General features: G+C 39.5%; 19 protein-coding genes. 3 read left to right on the top strand and 16 right to left on the bottom strand.

What is annotated here, in order from left to right; all coding sequences use genetic code 11:
• Nucleotides 1–7 precede the first annotated feature (7 nt).
• Both TH67_RS05175 and TH67_RS05170 read left to right on the top strand, forming a co-directional pair.
• A complete protein-coding gene (locus TH67_RS05175) occupies nt 8–295 on the top strand; it encodes a ComEA family DNA-binding protein (protein WP_072594661.1) in 288 nt (95 codons plus the stop codon).
• 76 nt (nt 296–371) lie between these two features.
• Nucleotides 372–1946: a phosphoethanolamine transferase gene (locus tag TH67_RS05170; protein ID WP_072594660.1), complete on the top strand. Its 1575-nt coding sequence runs from the start codon at nt 372–374 to the stop codon at nt 1944–1946.
• Between the two features lie 42 nt (nt 1947–1988).
• Here TH67_RS05170 and glyS read toward each other — a convergent pair whose 3' ends face one another.
• From glyS to TH67_RS05110, 12 genes are all read right to left on the bottom strand, one after another.
• Entirely contained in the window at nt 1989–4007 is a 2019-nt protein-coding gene (gene glyS / locus TH67_RS05165; protein WP_072594659.1) for a glycine--tRNA ligase subunit beta, read from the bottom strand.
• Nucleotides 4008–4159: 152 nt separating this feature from the next.
• Nucleotides 4160–5563 (bottom strand): endonuclease/exonuclease/phosphatase family protein, encoded by a 1404-nt coding sequence (locus TH67_RS05160; protein ID WP_072594658.1) that lies wholly within the window; start codon nt 5561–5563, stop codon nt 4160–4162.
• Complete coding sequence (locus TH67_RS05155) at nt 5560–6039, bottom strand: tRNA (cytidine(34)-2'-O)-methyltransferase (RefSeq protein ID WP_072594657.1); 480 nt, start codon at nt 6037–6039, stop codon at nt 5560–5562. The genes TH67_RS05160 and TH67_RS05155 overlap by 4 nt, the downstream gene beginning before the upstream one ends.
• A gap of 73 nt (nt 6040–6112) precedes the next feature.
• A complete protein-coding gene (locus TH67_RS05150) occupies nt 6113–7300 on the bottom strand; it encodes a CCA tRNA nucleotidyltransferase (protein ID WP_081370914.1) in 1188 nt (395 codons plus the stop codon).
• Nucleotides 7260–7676 carry a CiaD-like domain-containing protein gene (locus tag TH67_RS05145; protein ID WP_072594656.1) on the bottom strand — a complete coding sequence of 139 codons (417 nt, stop codon included), beginning with the start codon at nt 7674–7676 and terminating at the stop codon, nt 7260–7262. Before TH67_RS05145 ends, TH67_RS05150 begins: the two co-directional genes overlap by 41 nt.
• Nucleotides 7673–7918 (bottom strand): hypothetical protein, encoded by a 246-nt coding sequence (locus TH67_RS05140; protein ID WP_021091490.1) that lies wholly within the window; start codon nt 7916–7918, stop codon nt 7673–7675. The genes TH67_RS05145 and TH67_RS05140 overlap by 4 nt, the downstream gene beginning before the upstream one ends.
• Complete coding sequence (gene leuB, locus TH67_RS05135; protein WP_072594655.1) at nt 7915–8982, bottom strand: 3-isopropylmalate dehydrogenase; 1068 nt, start codon at nt 8980–8982, stop codon at nt 7915–7917. Before leuB ends, TH67_RS05140 begins: the two co-directional genes overlap by 4 nt.
• A 2-nt stretch (nt 8983–8984) precedes the next feature.
• A complete protein-coding gene (locus TH67_RS05130; RefSeq protein WP_072594654.1) occupies nt 8985–9464 on the bottom strand; it encodes a 3-isopropylmalate dehydratase small subunit in 480 nt (159 codons plus the stop codon).
• A 123-nt stretch (nt 9465–9587) separates the two neighbouring features.
• Nucleotides 9588–9770 carry a YgaP family membrane protein gene (locus tag TH67_RS05125; RefSeq protein WP_072594653.1) on the bottom strand — a complete coding sequence of 61 codons (183 nt, stop codon included), beginning with the start codon at nt 9768–9770 and terminating at the stop codon, nt 9588–9590.
• Between the two features lie 5 nt (nt 9771–9775).
• Nucleotides 9776–9937 (bottom strand): YgaP family membrane protein, encoded by a 162-nt coding sequence (locus tag TH67_RS05120; protein WP_021091464.1) that lies wholly within the window; start codon nt 9935–9937, stop codon nt 9776–9778.
• Between the two features lie 10 nt (nt 9938–9947).
• Complete coding sequence (locus tag TH67_RS05115) at nt 9948–11285, bottom strand: NAD(P)/FAD-dependent oxidoreductase (RefSeq protein WP_072594652.1); 1338 nt, start codon at nt 11283–11285, stop codon at nt 9948–9950.
• Nucleotides 11286–11369: 84 nt separating this feature from the next.
• The gene (locus TH67_RS05110) at nt 11370–12014 is read right to left on the bottom strand and encodes a Crp/Fnr family transcriptional regulator (RefSeq protein WP_072594651.1); all 645 of its coding nucleotides are present in this window, start codon (nt 12012–12014) and stop codon (nt 11370–11372) included.
• Nucleotides 12015–12097: 83 nt separating this feature from the next.
• Between TH67_RS05110 and TH67_RS05105 the strand changes: the two genes are divergently transcribed.
• Nucleotides 12098–13057 (top strand): SLAC1 anion channel family protein, encoded by a 960-nt coding sequence (locus tag TH67_RS05105; protein ID WP_072594650.1) that lies wholly within the window; start codon nt 12098–12100, stop codon nt 13055–13057.
• Nucleotides 13058–13162: 105 nt separating this feature from the next.
• Here the strand turns inward: TH67_RS05105 and TH67_RS05100 are convergent, their stop codons facing one another.
• The 4 genes from TH67_RS05100 to TH67_RS05085 all read right to left on the bottom strand — a co-directional run bounded on the left by TH67_RS05100 (nt 13163) and on the right by TH67_RS05085 (nt 16047).
• Entirely contained in the window at nt 13163–13930 is a 768-nt protein-coding gene (locus TH67_RS05100) for a hypothetical protein (protein ID WP_257638039.1), read from the bottom strand.
• A gap of 167 nt (nt 13931–14097) precedes the next feature.
• Nucleotides 14098–14994 carry a DUF4299 family protein gene (locus TH67_RS05095; RefSeq protein WP_072594649.1) on the bottom strand — a complete coding sequence of 299 codons (897 nt, stop codon included), beginning with the start codon at nt 14992–14994 and terminating at the stop codon, nt 14098–14100.
• Nucleotides 14995–15013: 19 nt separating this feature from the next.
• The gene (locus tag TH67_RS05090; protein ID WP_072594648.1) at nt 15014–15373 is read right to left on the bottom strand and encodes a DsrE/DsrF/TusD sulfur relay family protein; all 360 of its coding nucleotides are present in this window, start codon (nt 15371–15373) and stop codon (nt 15014–15016) included.
• 74 nt (nt 15374–15447) lie between these two features.
• The gene (locus TH67_RS05085) at nt 15448–16047 is read right to left on the bottom strand and encodes a LysE family translocator (protein ID WP_072594647.1); all 600 of its coding nucleotides are present in this window, start codon (nt 16045–16047) and stop codon (nt 15448–15450) included.
• Nucleotides 16048–16086: the final 39 nt, after the last annotated feature.

The raw sequence follows: 16086 nt of genomic DNA, 5'->3' as shown, positions 1-16086 counted from the left end.
AGATAAGATGAGGATTAAAATTTTACTTTGTTTGGTAGTTGCAAGTATTGCATATGGCGCTAATCTAAATACGGCCAGCAAAAACGAGTTAATGGGGCTTGGGCTAAGTAAAGGCCAGGCGTTAAACATTATAAAATATAGAAAAGCCCATAAATTTAAAAGCATCGATGAACTTGAAAAAGTCCAAGGTATTGGCTTTAACGATATGCAAAAAGTTAAGGCAAAACTTAGCATAAAAGAGAATGCGAAAGTCAAAAAAGCTGAAGCAAAAAAATCCAAAGGCAAGAAAAAATAATCTTATTTTTTATTTGAAATTTCTAGCCATTTACATTTGAGTCCTATTATTATGGCTTTTTACAAAGGCTGAAAAGATGCTAAATATTAATAAATTTAAAAGTATCAGTTTTTTAAAGTTTCTGATTTTATTTACTGCTTACATGTTTTTTATAAATTATATATTTTTATACAAAGGCGTTCTTTCAGGCTTTCTACAAAATAATCAACTATCTTTTTCTATATTCTTTTTTCTTATATTTGCAATTGTCTTTATCTTAGTTTTCGCTAGTATTTTTTGTATTTTATTTTTACCTTTTTTGCTAAAGCCAGTTGCAATTATTTTGATTTTAGCAAGTGGTATATCTGCTTACTTTATGCAAGCATATGGTGTTATTATAGATAAAGATATGTTATTAAACGTCCTACACACCGACACCAAAGAAGCCTTTAGTTACTTTAGCACAGGTTTAGTTTTTTGGATAATTTTTACAACCATCTTACCTTGTGCATATGTGGTATTTGTAAAAATTAACTATGGTAGTTTCAAAAGCGAGTTTAAATCAAGAGTAAAAATTATCTCATTTTCTATAGTTGTGATAGCTATCATATTTTCATTAACGTCTAAAATTTTTATACCATTTTTTAGAGAACACTCGAATTTAAGAACCGCATTGCTCCCATACTATCCCATCTACTCGGCTGCAAAGCTAGTAAAATCGCTCATACAAAAACCACTACCTTTTACCTATGTAGCAGATGATGCGGTACTAGCTGATGATAAAAAGAAAATTTTAGTTTTGATAGTTGGCGAGACGCAAAGAAGCAGAAACTACTCACTAAATGGCTACACCAAAAATGATACGAATAAATTTACTAAACAAAAAGATGTGGTAAGTTTTACAAATTTCTACTCATGTGGAACAGCCACAGAAACTAGTGTGCCTTGCCTATTTTCAGACTTAAAGCGAGAAAATTTTAGCAACCGCGAAGCAAAAGCTCGTGAAAATTTAGTTGATATCATCAATAAACTTGGCATAAAGACATACTTTTTTGGCAACAATAGTGGAGGTTGCAAGGGTGTTTGCGATAATCTTGATCAAAACCATACTTCAGATCATAGAGCAGAAGGCTTTGATGAAGTGATATTTGATGAGGCCAAAAAGGTCATAGAAGATACAAATTCTACTACCTTTATCGTGTTACACCTACAAGGCTCACACGGCCCTATCTACTACAAAGGCTACCCAAGTAAATTTAAAAAATTCACTCCAACTTGCGATACTGCCGAGCTAAATAAATGCACACCAGATGAGATAGCAAATACCTACGACAACACCATTTTATATGAGGACTATCTACAAAGTGAGCTAATAAACGCTCTTGAAGTAAGAAAAGATGAATTTGAAGTCACTATGTTCTTTTTCTCAGATCACGGAGAGAGCCTAGGTGAAAACGGTATATATTTACATGGTCTGCCTTACTCCATCGCTCCAGACGAGCAAAAACACATCCCAGCCATCGTCTTTTCAAGCGATAGCGAACTTTTAAAAAGGCTAAAAACTAGAAAAGATGAGAGCCTTTCGCATGATTTTATATTTAGCTCAGTTCTTGGATATTTTGGGGTAAAAACTAAGGCCTATGAGCCAGAATTTGATATCTTTAGGCAGTAAATTTAAAGCCAGCCTAGGCAAGAGCCTGAAGCTGGCGTAAATTTAAAAGCTGATCTCTTTTATATCAGCTACTTTTAGTATCTCACTATAAATTTGACCGATGACCGCGATGCGATTATTTCGTACTTTCTCGTTTTCAACGTTTATCATAACTTTGTCAAAAAACTCATCGATCTGTGGTTTTAATGCAAATAGCGCCTTTAGCCTTGGCTCATACGCTAGGCTCTTATCGACTGCATTAAATGCATCATTTAGGGCTTTTTCAGCATCTATCTCAAAGAGGTTCTCATCAACCTTGCTAAATTTATCATCTTTTATGATGTTTGCAAGGCGTTTAAATGTCGAGAAATTCTCTCTAAAATTTGGCTCGCTAGAAATTTTAGCAAGTGCCTCTATCATCTTGGTTAGCTCCAAGATATCCTTTTCGCCGCTTTTTATGCACGCTTTTACGATAGAAGCATTTGCATCAAAGAAAGTGTAGAGCCTATCAAGGATGAAATTTATAAGCACTTCAACATCAAATTTTTTATAGTCTTTTGCGATATCTTCTAAAATTTCTTTTACGTTAAATTTCAAATTATGTGCCAAAACGATCTTTATCACCCCATTAGCCGCACGTCTTAAAGCGTATGGATCTTTGGTGCCGCTTGGGATTTTACCGATACTAAAGAGCCCTATTAGCGTATCAAGCTTGTTTGAAAGTGCCACGACTGAGCTAAAGACCTTACTTGGGCACTGTGCCTCCTCGCCATCAGGCAAATACTGCTCTTTTATAGCTAAAACGACGTCTTCATCCTCATTTTTTGCCTTTGCGTAGTAAGCGCCCATGATACCTTGAAGCTCGGTAAACTCATAAACCATCTGAGTTGTAAGATCAGCCTTGCTTAACATCACAGCTCGCTCCAGCTTAGTCGTGTACTCGCCAGCTTCTTTTTTGAGTAGCTCGTCATAGTTGCTAGCAAGCTTTTTAGCCACTTGTAGCTCTCTAAGCTCTTTTTCGTAGATACTTCCAAGCTCTTTTAGATAAGTTATATTTTTTAGTTTTTCTGGGCCAAATTCGTGCGCTAGGTCGCTTTGCCAAAAGAACATCGCATCACTTAGCCTTGCTCTTAGCACCTTTTCGTTGCCTTTGATGATGAGCGAGTAGTCCTGCGTTATGGCGTTGCTAACGACAATGAAGCCGTTTGCTAGCTTACCATTTTTAAAGACTGGAAAGTAGCGCTGATTTTCTTTCATAGAAGTGATGATGACCTCGCTTGGCACCTCCAAAAACTCCTCTTCAAACGAGCCAAGAAGGGCTGTTGGATACTCGGTGATCGCCACGACTTCAGCCAACAAGTCTTTATCGATCTCGATCTTTAACCCACTTTTTTGGCTTATCTTTTCAAACTCATCAAGGATTATTTTTTCTCTCTCATCTGCCTCAAGCACGATACCACGGCTCTTTGAGCCTTCAAAATACTCTTTTATATTTGAAATTTTTATCTTGTCATAGCTAATGCTTCTATGTGGATAGGTTGAATCACCGCTCTCTACGCCAAATTTATTAAATTTTATGACTTCATCGCCAAGTAAACACAAAAACGATCTTATCGGGCGGATAAACTCGAACTCTCCGTTGCCCCAGCGCATAGACTTGCCAAAGTTAAGACTCTTTAAAAACTCCTCAACCATCTCGCCCATTATCTTGGCAACCGACTCACCCTTTACCTCTTTTTCGTAGTAAAGTACCTCTTTGCCGTCTATCTCTTTAAATTTAAGCTCACTATCATCTATGCCGCATTTATTTGCAAAGCTAAGCGCAGCCTTTGTGAAAGCTCCGTCTTTTAGCGCAACTTGCTTTGGTGCACCGATAAAGCTAGCCACACTATCTGGCTGAGCTAGTGGGAATTTCTCATGGAAAAAGACCAAACGACGCGGCGTATAATAAAATTTAAAAGGGCTTACAAGATTATATTTTTCAAGTACAGCCTGCCATTTAGCATTGATATTTGGCAGCTCCCTTAAAAACGGTATCGCTGGAAGCTCCTCAACTCCGATTTCTAATAATAACTCTTTCATATTTCACTCTTTTTATTAAAATTTTCTCTTTTTTCTCTTACCATTTTTCTTACTCTCTCCTTCTCCTGCGACTGCAAAATGACGCCTCTTATCATAAAAATAAGAAATAAAACAAACGCCGTAATCATAAAAATATCTAAAATTTGCACTCTCTACTCCACAACGATTTGGTTTTCTCTCTTGTAAATTTTAACTCTCGCGTTTTCAAAACTATACTCGCCATCTTTTAGCTTTTTCTTACTATAAACCCTGATCTTACCGTATGGTGTATGCAGGTAGCCTCTCTCTAGTCTGCCCGAAATTTTAGCAAAGACATCGCCACTTCTAGCTTCGCTTAATTGCGATGCATCTAGTAAATTTTCGCTAATATCTTTTGTTCCATGCTCATTTATGATCTCATAAGAGCTGACTTCAAGCGCATCTTTATAAATTTTCATTCGCCTTACTAAAACATCTAGCTCTTCGCCTACAGTAACGCTATTTTTAGGATCATAAACATAAATTCCGCGGTGATTTTTCGAGATAATAAAGCCATGTTTATCTTTTAAGATAACAACCGCTTTTTCAATCACGACTGGCACAGCTTCTGGATGATCAAAAAGTGTATCTACACCAGCCGTCTTATAGCTTTGTTCGCTTATTTTTTTATTGGCTTTATTCTCATCTTTTTTAAAAATTTTACTCACAAAGCCTTCTTTTACTGGGCTTGGATCAGTTGAAATTTTAAACTTTAATGCAAAATGATCCGAGTAAAGGTCGCTCTTTGCAAAGCCTTTTTCATCGACTGCAAAGCTTGGTTTAAAGACTTCAAAACTACCACTAACATAGCTTAGATCGCCATTTTCCATAAAACTAGGCGAAAGTAAAACATGATCGATCGCTCTTTTTTTGCCATGTACTGCGTGAGAATATCTATCTTTTGGCTCAATCTCTTTATAAAGATCATAAAAATTTCTTGTTGCAATGATGTCATTTAGGATGGATTTTTGTCCAAAGGGCGAGTTAAAATCACCCAAAATAATCGCGTTTTTCTCTTTACCCAGAGCTGTTCTTAACGTTTTTTCAGCCTTTTTTTGCATATTTATACCATTTTTATAAGTTGGAAAGTGATTTACAAATATGCTAAATTTCTTACCTTCCGTCTCAAAAACAACCTTTAAAATATTTCTCGTCTTTACGTTTGGAACTTTAAAAATTTCACTGCCACTTGGCTGCAACTTTGAAATAAGCCCGAGCCCAACAGGCGAATTTTTCTCCTTTGTAAAGCTTATAAATTTATACTCGCTATCACTTACCAGAGCTTTTAAAACCTGCTCATTTTCGATCTCTTGAAGTGCGATAATGTCTGCATTTAGTGCATTTATGACTTGTCTTGTCCTTTGTAGTTTTGAATCAGCCGCCTCGCAGTCCCACTTTGATACGCCTACTTTAAAATCAAGATACTCGCTACCATCATCTTTGCAATCAAATAAATTTTGCACATTATAAGTTGCAATGCTAATTTCACTCGCAAATGCCACCAAAATGGTAAAAAACAAAGCAAAAACTACTCTCAAATCTCACTCCTAAAGTCAAATTCAGTGATATTTTGCCTGATCGCCTCATACGCGATAATGCCAGCACTCATAGCTAAATTTAAGCTCCTGCCCTCTTTTCCCATTGGTATGGTTATGGCATTTTTAAAATTTATATCCATAAATTCTCTTGGCAGCCCAGTACTCTCGCCACCAAAAAATATAAAATCTCCTGGTTTAAACCTAGCCTCGTAGTAAAGCCTATTTGTCTTTGTGGTAGCGAAGAAAAATCTATCCTTGTGGCTTAAGTTTGCTTCTAAAAATTCTTCCAAACTATCCCAAATTTTTGGATTTAAAATTTTCCAGTAGTCAAGCCCTGCTCGTCTAACAGCCTTTTCACTCAGATCAAACACAGTGGGCTTAACGATATGTAGCTTTAAATTTGCATTAACACACATTCTACCGATAGCTCCAGTATTTTGCGGTATCTGAGGGTGGACTAGGACTATGTTAAACATAAGCTTTCTTTGCCTTAAAAGTGTTATAAACTAGCCTATTTTAGCCAAAATGGGCTTTTAAGAGTTTTAAAGACTAATCTTTTCTAGGCTTATGCTCGCTTAGATATTTTGAAATTTCAAGCTCTTGCCTACGTTTTATCTCTTTTGCGATCTCTTCGTTTTTAAAACCAGCTGATAAAATTTCTGTCACATCGACTTTCACGTCAAATTTTGCCTCATAAATTCCAAGCTTCTTGGCACGCTCTATCCGCTCTTTGTTATAAGCTCCAAGCCATGATTTTATGGGCATATTTAGAGCTATTTGCATTAGCTCTTTATCGCTTGGCATGTCCTTAAAATAAGGCTGCTTTAAGATAGAAAAGTAGCTTTTTGGCAGACGCATTTTCTCTAAAATTTCTTTTGCGTCAAGCTCAAATTTGCCAAACAAAAGATACAAAAATAATCTCTCATCATCCACAAATTCTCTAGCACTCTTAAGATCACTCAAAAACTCATCGTCTATAGAAATTTGTGCGTAAAAAATTTCTTTAAAAAGTCCAAGCTCAAAAAGATAGTAAGCTCCTTTTTCTAGATGCTTTGCACGAAAAAATTTAATAAGCTCAGTATTTATCCTATCTTTGCTTAAAAACTCTAAACTAAGGCTTTTCATAAGAGCTAGCGTCTCATCAGCTATACTAAAGTCAAGCCTAGAGCTAAACTGCACACCACGAAGCACCCTTAGCGGATCTTCTTTAAATTTTTCACTATCAATGTGCCTTAATGTCTTGTTTGCTAGATCTTGCTTCCCGCCGTAAAAGTCTAAAATTTCTCCATTAAAGATATTCATCATCATGGCATTTATCGTAAAATCTCGCCTAAGGCTCGCCTTGCTTGGATCATTTATATAGCTCACCGCAAAGTCTTTGTGCGAATTTCCAGTTTTGCTCTCGCTTCTTGGAAGCCCAATGTCGTAGTTTTTGTATTTGTAGATAAAGTAGCTTTTGCCAACTCCGCTAGCGCCTATATTAGCTATCAGCTCATTAAATTTAGTAGGCTCAATGTCATAAACTTCGATGTCATAATCATAAATTTCTCGCCCCAAGAACGCATCTCTCACGCAGCCACCAACTAGATAGACACGTGAAGTAAATGGAGTAAATAGCGATCTAAAAAAGTCTAGCTCGCTATTTTTATAAATTTCATTTTTGATTTTTATCTCATTTTTTGAGCCGTCTAATGGCTTATTTTGAGAGATTTTGGAGTCTATTTTCGATATTTGCAAGGGTAAATTCTAAAAATTTTGTCGTTAGCTCAAGCCTTGAAGCAAGATTTTGTTCACTAGTTTGTTTAAGCCCTTCAAAAAGCACTTCTATGCGCTCAGCAAGGTTTGCTAAGAAAATTTTCTCTTCGCTCACCTCTCTATTTTTTATTGGACTTACTGGCTCCTCTTTTACCTCAAACGCTTGCTCATTTTGTAAATTTGTCTCAACTTTTAGCTCGTTATTTAGTGCATTTTCATTATTCTCTATGGCCAAAAGCTCTTTTTTTAAATTCTCTCGCTCAAGCTCTTCTTGCTTTTTACTTTGCAATGCTTCTATTTTCTCAAGCTCAGCGCTAACCTCACTGATTGCCATTCTAGCGATATCATCAAGCTTCATAATCTTATCAACCACCTTTTAAATTCATTTATCTCTTCATCACTTTTCATCGCTATAAAAAACTCTTTCATCTGCTCGTTTTTTATCGCTCGCTCTTTGCGAAGTCCGCTCAGGCGGTTTATCGCGCTAAGGGCATCTTTGTTTGATGGATCTTGCTTTAAGATATTTTTATAAATTTCAAGTGCATCATCTTTTAGCCCCTGAGCTTCGTAGATCAGTGCTTCAGTGATTGTGTTTTTCATTTTTTGATAAATCCTGCGATAACATCGCCTATCTCGCTAGTTGAGCAAATTTCAACTGCGTTAAAAGCAGCGATATCTTTTGTTCTATAACCTTTTGCAAGTACCTCTTTTACAGCATTTTCTATCGCATCTGCAGCTTCATTTTCACTAAATGCGTATCTTAGCATCATCGCTGCACTTAAAATTGTTGCGATTGGATTTGCTATGCCCTGCCCTGCGATATCTGGAGCTGAGCCGTGTATTGGCTCATAAATTCCCACTTTGCCACCCATACTAGCACTTGGCAAAAGTCCTATCGAGCCACAAACCATACTCGCCTCATCGCTTAAAATATCGCCGAATAAATTTTCAGTAAGTATGACATCAAAATTTGCTGGAGCTCTTACTAGCTGCATCGCCGCGTTATCCACATACATAAAGCTAAGCTCTACTTCAGGGTAATTTTTAGCCACTTCGCTAGTCACCTCGCGCCAAAGCTGGCTTGTCTCAAGCACATTTGCCTTATCGACCATGCAGACCTTTTTCTTGCGAAGCATTGCTGTTTCAAAAGCGATCTTTGCGATGCGTTCGATCTCCATTTTAGAATAAACCATCGTATTAAACGCTCTATCTTCGCCTTTTTCACGTGGCTGTCCAAAATAAAGTCCGCCTGTTAGCTCACGAACCACGACAAAATCAACGCCTCTTAAAACTTCTGGCTTTAGTGTGCTAGCATCCACTAGCTCATCAAAAACAATGGCTGGACGTAAATTTGCATAAGCTTCAAGCTCTTTTCTAATCTTTAAAAGCCCGCTCTCTGGCCTTAGATGTCTTGGCAAACTATCCCACTTCTCGCCGCCGATCGCTCCAAAAAGCACAGCATCAGAGCTTAGAGCAGAACTAAGCGTTTCATCTGGCAAAGGCACGCCAAATACATCATAAGCTGCACCGCCCATAAGCTTGTAGTCGTACTCAAATTTTATCCCAAACTCAGCACTAACAACATCTAAAATTTTTATAGCTTCATCTATGATCTCAGGACCGATACCATCGCCTTTTATAACACAAATTTTATATTCTCTCATTATTAATCCAACTTTACTTTTGCGTATTCTATAAGTCCGCCGGCGTTTAAAAGCTCTTGCATAAACGGCGGTATGGGGCTAAATTTATACTCTTTGCCGCTGGTTAGATTTACGACCGTGCCGTTATCTACGTCTATTTTTAGCTCATCGCCCTCGTTTATCTCGTCCGTTTCTTTGATCTCGAGTATCAAAAGTCCCGTATTAAAGCTATTTCTATAAAAAATTCTTGCATAGCTTTTAGCTATCACCGCGCCTATACCGGCAGCTTTAAGCGCGATAGGAGCGTGCTCGCGAGAGCTACCGCAGCCGAAATTTTCGCCCGCTACAATAATGTCGCCCTTATCTATCTTGGAGCTAAAATTAGGATCGGCGTCCTCCATTATATGTTTTGCTAAGATATTTTCGTCGGAAGTATTTAAGTATCTGGCGGCGATAATTATATCGGTATCGATATTGTCGCTGAATTTCCAAACTTTATTCATAGTTTCGCCTTTTTTAAATTTTCGAGATTTTAGCCAAAAGTAGCTAAATAATTCATCAAACGGCGAATAAAATTTGCGGCCTAAACGGCTAAAGGGCAAGGCAAAGGGCGTTAAACGCCCCTTTTATTTTTTTAAATTTAAAGAACACCTGCCCAAGAATTTACATGCCGGGCAAAAACCCGTAACGCCGACGATAATCGGGATTAACCCGATTAACGCCCAGTAGCTCTCGTAAAAATACCAAACCGCTACCGTAAAAATCAGCCCCAGTACGACCCTAATAATTCTACTTTTTACGCTTACCATATTTTTTACCTTTTCTTGAAAATTTTATAAAGTGGGCAGTAACCGTAATATCCCGTTAAAAGCGGAATTAGCCCGACCGTCCACAACCAGCAGTCGCAAATAAATCCGAAAATAAAAAACCAAATCGCCGCTATAATCAAACGTATAGTTTTATCTAAAACGCTCATTTTATCTCCTTTAAGCCAAAGCTTTTAGCATTCCGTTCATAACCATAGGTTTAAATCCGTAAATTTTAACCAGCCAACTCATATAGCTCTCTCTGGTAGCGCCGAAGCACTCTAACGTCGGAGCCGTTCCCTCCCAGTCGAACTCTACCATTATGGCCTTGCCGTATTTGGTGATAAAAGGGCAAGCCGTATATCCGGTAAATTTCTCGCTAGGTTCTTGTCCTTTTATCGTGTCGGCTAAATTTTTAGCTAAGATCGGATACATTTTCCTAACGCTAGCCCCCGTTTTGCCGGACGCAAATCCGCAAATATCGCCGATACCGAATATATTTTTAAATTTTGTACTTTGCAGGCTGTATTTATCGACGGCTAGAAAATTTAGCTTGTCGCCCTCTTTGGTTAGGCCGGCGCGAGCTAAAATTTCGCTTCCTTTTTGCTTAGGCGGCAGGTGAAGCCAGTCGTATTTTACGTCGATTAGCTCGGACGCGATTTTATCTTCACCGTTTTGCCTATACGCCGTCCAAAACTCGAAAGTAGCGGTATTTGAGCCTTTATCGACGGCTACGATTTGGTGGCGAAGATTAAATTTTATCTTTCTTTTTATCATTATTTGAGTCATCGCCGCGGCATAAGTCGGATCGCCGAAAAGCTTGCCGCCGCCGACGTAAAGATTAACGCTGCCTTTATCGCGGTTGCCGGCCAACCTCAGCCTATCTTCGCTCATGCATGTTACTTTTTTATTTGCGCCGCTGCATTTCATCGGGGTTTTTTGATCGCAAAATACCGCCGAGCCGCCGTTTTGAGAGAATTTTTTCATCAGCTCGTTGCTTTTTACGGCACCTTGTAGAGTGTAGACGGAGGATATGTTGCCGCTCGTATCGTTAATATCCTCTAAGCTTAGCCCCTTAACGGCTTCAAAGTCGTATTCCACGCCGCTTGCTACGATTAGATAATCATATCCCAACTCGCTCCCGTCGTCTAAGACGAGTAGATTGGCTTCGGGCTTTATTTCCGATACGTTTTTGCGTATCCACTCGGCTCCTTGCGGGATATAATCCGCTTTTTCGTAAACGACGTCGCTAGCTTCGTAAATTCCGACGGCGATTAGCGTAAAGCCCGGCTGGTAGTAAAATTTCTCGTCCTTATCCACGAGAATTACCTTGGCGTTAGGCATATCTCTTCTAAGTTTAGCCGCCAACGCGATACCGCTAAGTCCCGCGCCCATTATGACGATTTTAGAATTTATATCGTCGTTTTCGCCGCCCGTTGCCGAGCATCCGCTCATACTAGCAGCTAGTCCCGCGGCCCCCATTAGCTTTAAAGCGTCTCTTCTTTGCAATCCTTTCATAAATTCTCCTTTTAAACGAGTTTATGAAATGCTACCTAAAAATGGCCGTCCTCTCCGTAACAAAGTTACCTTAAAACGAGAATTTTAAGAAACAAGCCTTATTTCGCCGCGGCTTTGCGTTATTTGCCCGCTTCTCTCAAGCTCTTTAAGCACCCTAGATACCGCCTCTCTAGCGCTTCCTAGGTGATTCGCCAGCTCTTCGTGAGTTATTTTTATAAAATTTTCGTTTAGGTTTTCGATGCTTTGGGATAAAAAATTCATAATCCGCGCCAAAAGCGGCGAAAATAAAGCCTGTTCCATAACGTTTATGGTTCTGGCAAACCGATCGGCTACGATTTTTAGAGTAAAATTTAAAATGCTCGGATATTTTTCTTTAAGAGGTTTGTAAATCCGCGCCGGAATAACGATAATCTCGCTATCTTGCTCGATTTCGACGCTTACTTTATTTTCTAGCGAATTTATAGAACACGTATCGCACAGTACGCAACTCTCGTCTTTAGTTAGCCTAAATATCGTTATTTCCTTTGCACTAGACGACACGAACGCCCTTAAAACGCCTTTTAGTATAAGGATAAATCCGAAGCAATCGTTTCCGGAGTAAAATATATCGCCCTTTTTTACGATTTTTAGATACGCGTTAGCAAAGATCGCATTTAGATCCTCGCTTGCTAGATCGAAATTATTCGTAAACCTTTCGCGCAAAATTTCTTTTAACTCTTCGCTTAGCATTTTGCCCTTTCGTGACTTCGTTACAAAAATTTAACTTTATTATAGGTAATATTGCATAAAAATTTAATACGAAAAGAAAAACAATGCACGATGTTAAGAAAAACGACTCGCAAAGCAAAATAAAATCGCTACCGATTATGCTTTTTGCCGGTACTATGGGGCTTGGAGGGCTTTGCGCGGCTTATAAGAAATTAAGAGAGATATTTGATTTGCCCGGTGAGATATTCTCGGCGCTTAGAGCGCTAGACTGCACGGTATTTTGCCTGCTTTTGGCGTTTTACCTCTTTAAGCTTTTAAAATTTAAAGAAGAAGTAAAGGCCGAATTTTCGCACCCTATAAAGATAAATTTTTTCGGCGGATTTATCATCTCGCTTTTTCTTTTAGCTCTGTCCTACAAAGACGCGCCGCGACTATACTACTCGCTTTTTTACGCGGCTTTAGGCTTGCAAACGATTTTTACGCTTTACGTAATTTCTTTTTGGATCGACGAAAAATTCGATATCGCGACGCTAAATCCGGCATGGTTTATCCCGGTAGTGGGCAACTTGCTAATCCCGATCATAGCCGAAAAATCTCAAGCGATCTGGTATTATTTTAGTTTGGGGCTATTTTTCTGGATTATTTTATTCGCCGTTATATTTTATAGATTAGTCTTTTTCGATAAGTTAGCCGATAAATTCGTCCCGACGCTAGTTATTACGCTAGCGCCGCCGGCTATGGCGTTTTTAGGATACGTAAAATTAACCGAGCGATTCGACGCTTTTGCGGCGATACTGCTTAATATAAACGTATTTTTTGCCGCGCTTATACTTTTTTCGTATAAAAGATTTATTAAACTCAAATTCGCCCTATCGTGGTGGGCTTTTACCTTCCCAACGGCCGCTAGCTCCATAGCGTTTTTAAAAGCTTACGAAATTACGCAAAGCGATTTTTATTTAGTTTTAGGCGTCGGCGCTTTTGCGGCTCTAGTCGCTTCGATTTTGATAGTCGGATTTTTAACGGTTAAATCTATAATAAACGGCGAAATTTTTTCGGAAAAATAGCCTTAGCTCAAAAATTTACTTTAGTAGTATTCGTAGCTGATTTCCAGCTTTTTATATAGGCCGATTTCCGTTATGTCGCCGTTTTCGTAGTATTTGTCCGCGGGTTTAAATTTGACCGAGGTTTTTATGCGTCAAATTTCCCCGCTCGTCCCTCGTTATGTCTTTAAACTGCAAGATTTGCCAGATTTTTGCCTCAGAGCCGAAGTAATTTACCGACGTATACTCCATCTCGTCGCCGTTTGCGGCGTAGTAATAAATCCATTTTGAGCCAGGAGCTCGCGTGATTTTTTCGTATTCGCCGTTTAGCTTGCGCTCAAAGCTTATCTCTATGCCGTGGCGCGGCTCCATATTATTTTCTATCCGCGTTAAAACGCCCTTTTCATCGTAGACGTAGCTATCGTCCGTCACTAGCGTCCCACCCGAATACGCCGCCCTAGCGATCATTTTGCCGTCCTTACCGTAGGTAATTTTCTCCGTGCGCGGGTAAAATTTATCCTCCACGTGCTGCTCTTTGGCCGTCGCGACTAAATTTTCGCCGTCTAATTCGTATTCGTAGAGATAAACGGCGCTGTCTTGATATTTTTTGCGCACTAGCCCGTCTTTGCCGTACTCAAACAAAACCGAGCTATTTGGTACGCCGTTTATATGCTCGGTTTCTTGCGCTATATAGCCGTTTTCGTTAAACTCCGTTCGCTTCACGCGCGTATTTTCTAGCGTGCCGGAGCCGTCCATTGAGTATTCGTACTCCGTAGCCGCCATGCTTTTTACCTCGCCTTTTAGCTCTCTTTTACTCCAATCGCTTTCGGGCAAAACGGCCGAGTTTAGATAACAAACCGCCGATGCCGCCGCTAAAATAGCCTTTAAAATTTTCATTTTTATCCTTTTTCAAATCACGCAAAGCCTAGATTAGTTTAGGCTAAATTTCGCCTAATTTAGCCTAAAAGGCGGCAATACCGGTAAAATCCTAGCTTCTATGAGTTTAAATTTCTAAGCAAGCCTGAGGCAAATTTTCATTTCTGGGCGGTTTATCAAATTTAAACCTAAGCTTCATTTGCCTTTTTAAAAATTTCTCTCATCTCTTCTTCGCTAAGCGGCTCAACCAGTATATTTGCGGCATCTATGAAGCGATATTTTTCTTTTGGCAGATTTGCCATAAAAGCGCCATATTCGCATTCGCCGAGCACATGCGCGTCCTTATCCTCTATGCCGACGACTAGCATAAGTATCCACCGCGAGACCTTGCGCTCTCCTAGAACTTCTTGCGCTTGCCACGAAGGAGAGGGGGCGTAAGGCAAGATGGTCGGTAAATTTTCGCTAAGCGTATACGCGCCAAAAATTTCATTCCCGTTTTTATCTTCGTATAAATTCTCTCTTGCACTATAAGCGTCAAGATACTGCACCTGCCTCATCATCTCATCAAATTTAGCCACGGGGCTAGCACTTGCAAAAATTTCATCTATCATAACCGCGTCAAACGCCACATCGCGCTCCACGCCATAGATACAAAGCGTTTGATTTTTCTCTTTTGCGTCCTTTAGAGCTTCAAGCCCCCACATTATGTCAGCTTCATAATCAAATTTTAAAATTTGCTTTTCATCGTAAATTTCCTCATTGTCGCACTCTATTTTCGAGCCGGTTTTGGCTGAAATTTTAGAAAGAAACAAAATCGCCGTCTGCCAGTCGCCAACGCCGCTTGGAGTACAGACTCGCACGATATATTTACCGTCTTCATAGCTTAGCTCAAAGCCGCGAGCGCTCTTTTGCCATACGCCAGCAATCATCACGTTTTCGTTTAGCGAAAGCTCGCTCGGCTCGTCGTTTTGGCTATTAAAAAAGCAAAATCCATCTATAAACTCTGAAATTTCGCGCTCGCTTAGCGCCTTTTCATATCCGCCAAAAAGCTTCTTTTTATTTTTCACCTTAAATGTTACACTCATAAATTCTCTTTCGCCTACTCTAAAACGTCATCGCTTGATCGCACTGCCTAACCCACTCGGACAAGATATCCATGCTGCCTTTCACCTCAGCCTCGAAATAAGGCTCTCCCGCATGCAAACCGCACCTCGTTTGGCAGCTACCGCAAACCTTTAACATAGCGCCGCTAGCGTAAAGCTCTTTTAACATCGCCACTAGATCTACGTCGTAGTTTTCCGGCTTTTTGGTGCTATTTCGCGCAAGATCGACCGCGTCGTTCATTAGAAAAATTCTAACCTCTTCGCCTTTTTCTTTTAGCGTTTTAGCTAGCCTTAATGCGTTGTAAGCATTGTCGGTACCGTTGTATGGTTGATTTGTAAGTATAAATAGAAATTTTTTCATATTTTTCTCCTTTTGCCAAAAATGTAGCGCAAACCGGGCAAATTTTAGCCAAGCTATATAAAAAGAGGCTAAATTTATCTAAAAAGTAAAAGTACGCCGATCGTACAAACGATAATGGCGGTGCAAATTTCAAGTAGCCTTAGGTGCGTTTGTAAAAATTTCTTTAGCATAGCTCCGCCAAGCGCGTAGATATTTAGCGAGCAAAACTCGATAAAAACGAGCGTTGCCGCGATCACGCACATACGAGTAAGGCTAAAGGGATCGTCTTTGTCTAAAAATGTAGGCAGTAAAGCCGAGAAAAATATCCATGCCTTTGGATTTGTGACGCAAACGATGAGTCCGTTTATAAACATCTGCTTTTTACTTGGTAAATTTGAGACGTTTGTTACGCTAAGCTCGCCCTTGCCAAAAAAGAGCATTGCGCCAAGATAGAGCATATAAAGCCCTGCGATGATGTTTAGCGCCTTAAATGCGTACTCAAAATGATGAAGCACCGCGCCCACGCCAAGCATACAGCAAAATGCCACGAAAGCAAGCGAAAGAAGCTGTCCGGTCATCATAATAAGCGAGTGCTTGTAGCCAAAGCTCATACCGATACTCATCGCATAGGTCATGTTGATGCCTGGCATTAGCGAGATAGGAGCAAGCGTGACGAAAAAGAGCAAGAAGTCCATAAAAAAGCCTTGAAATTTAGCTAACAAATATAAAAATTT

Source organism: Campylobacter concisus, assembly GCF_001891085.1.
Taxonomy (GTDB): Bacteria; Campylobacterota; Campylobacteria; order Campylobacterales; family Campylobacteraceae; genus Campylobacter_A; species Campylobacter_A concisus_O.
The sequence above is the reverse complement of the archived record's forward strand: the minus strand, read 5'-3'. Positions and strand labels throughout refer to the sequence as shown.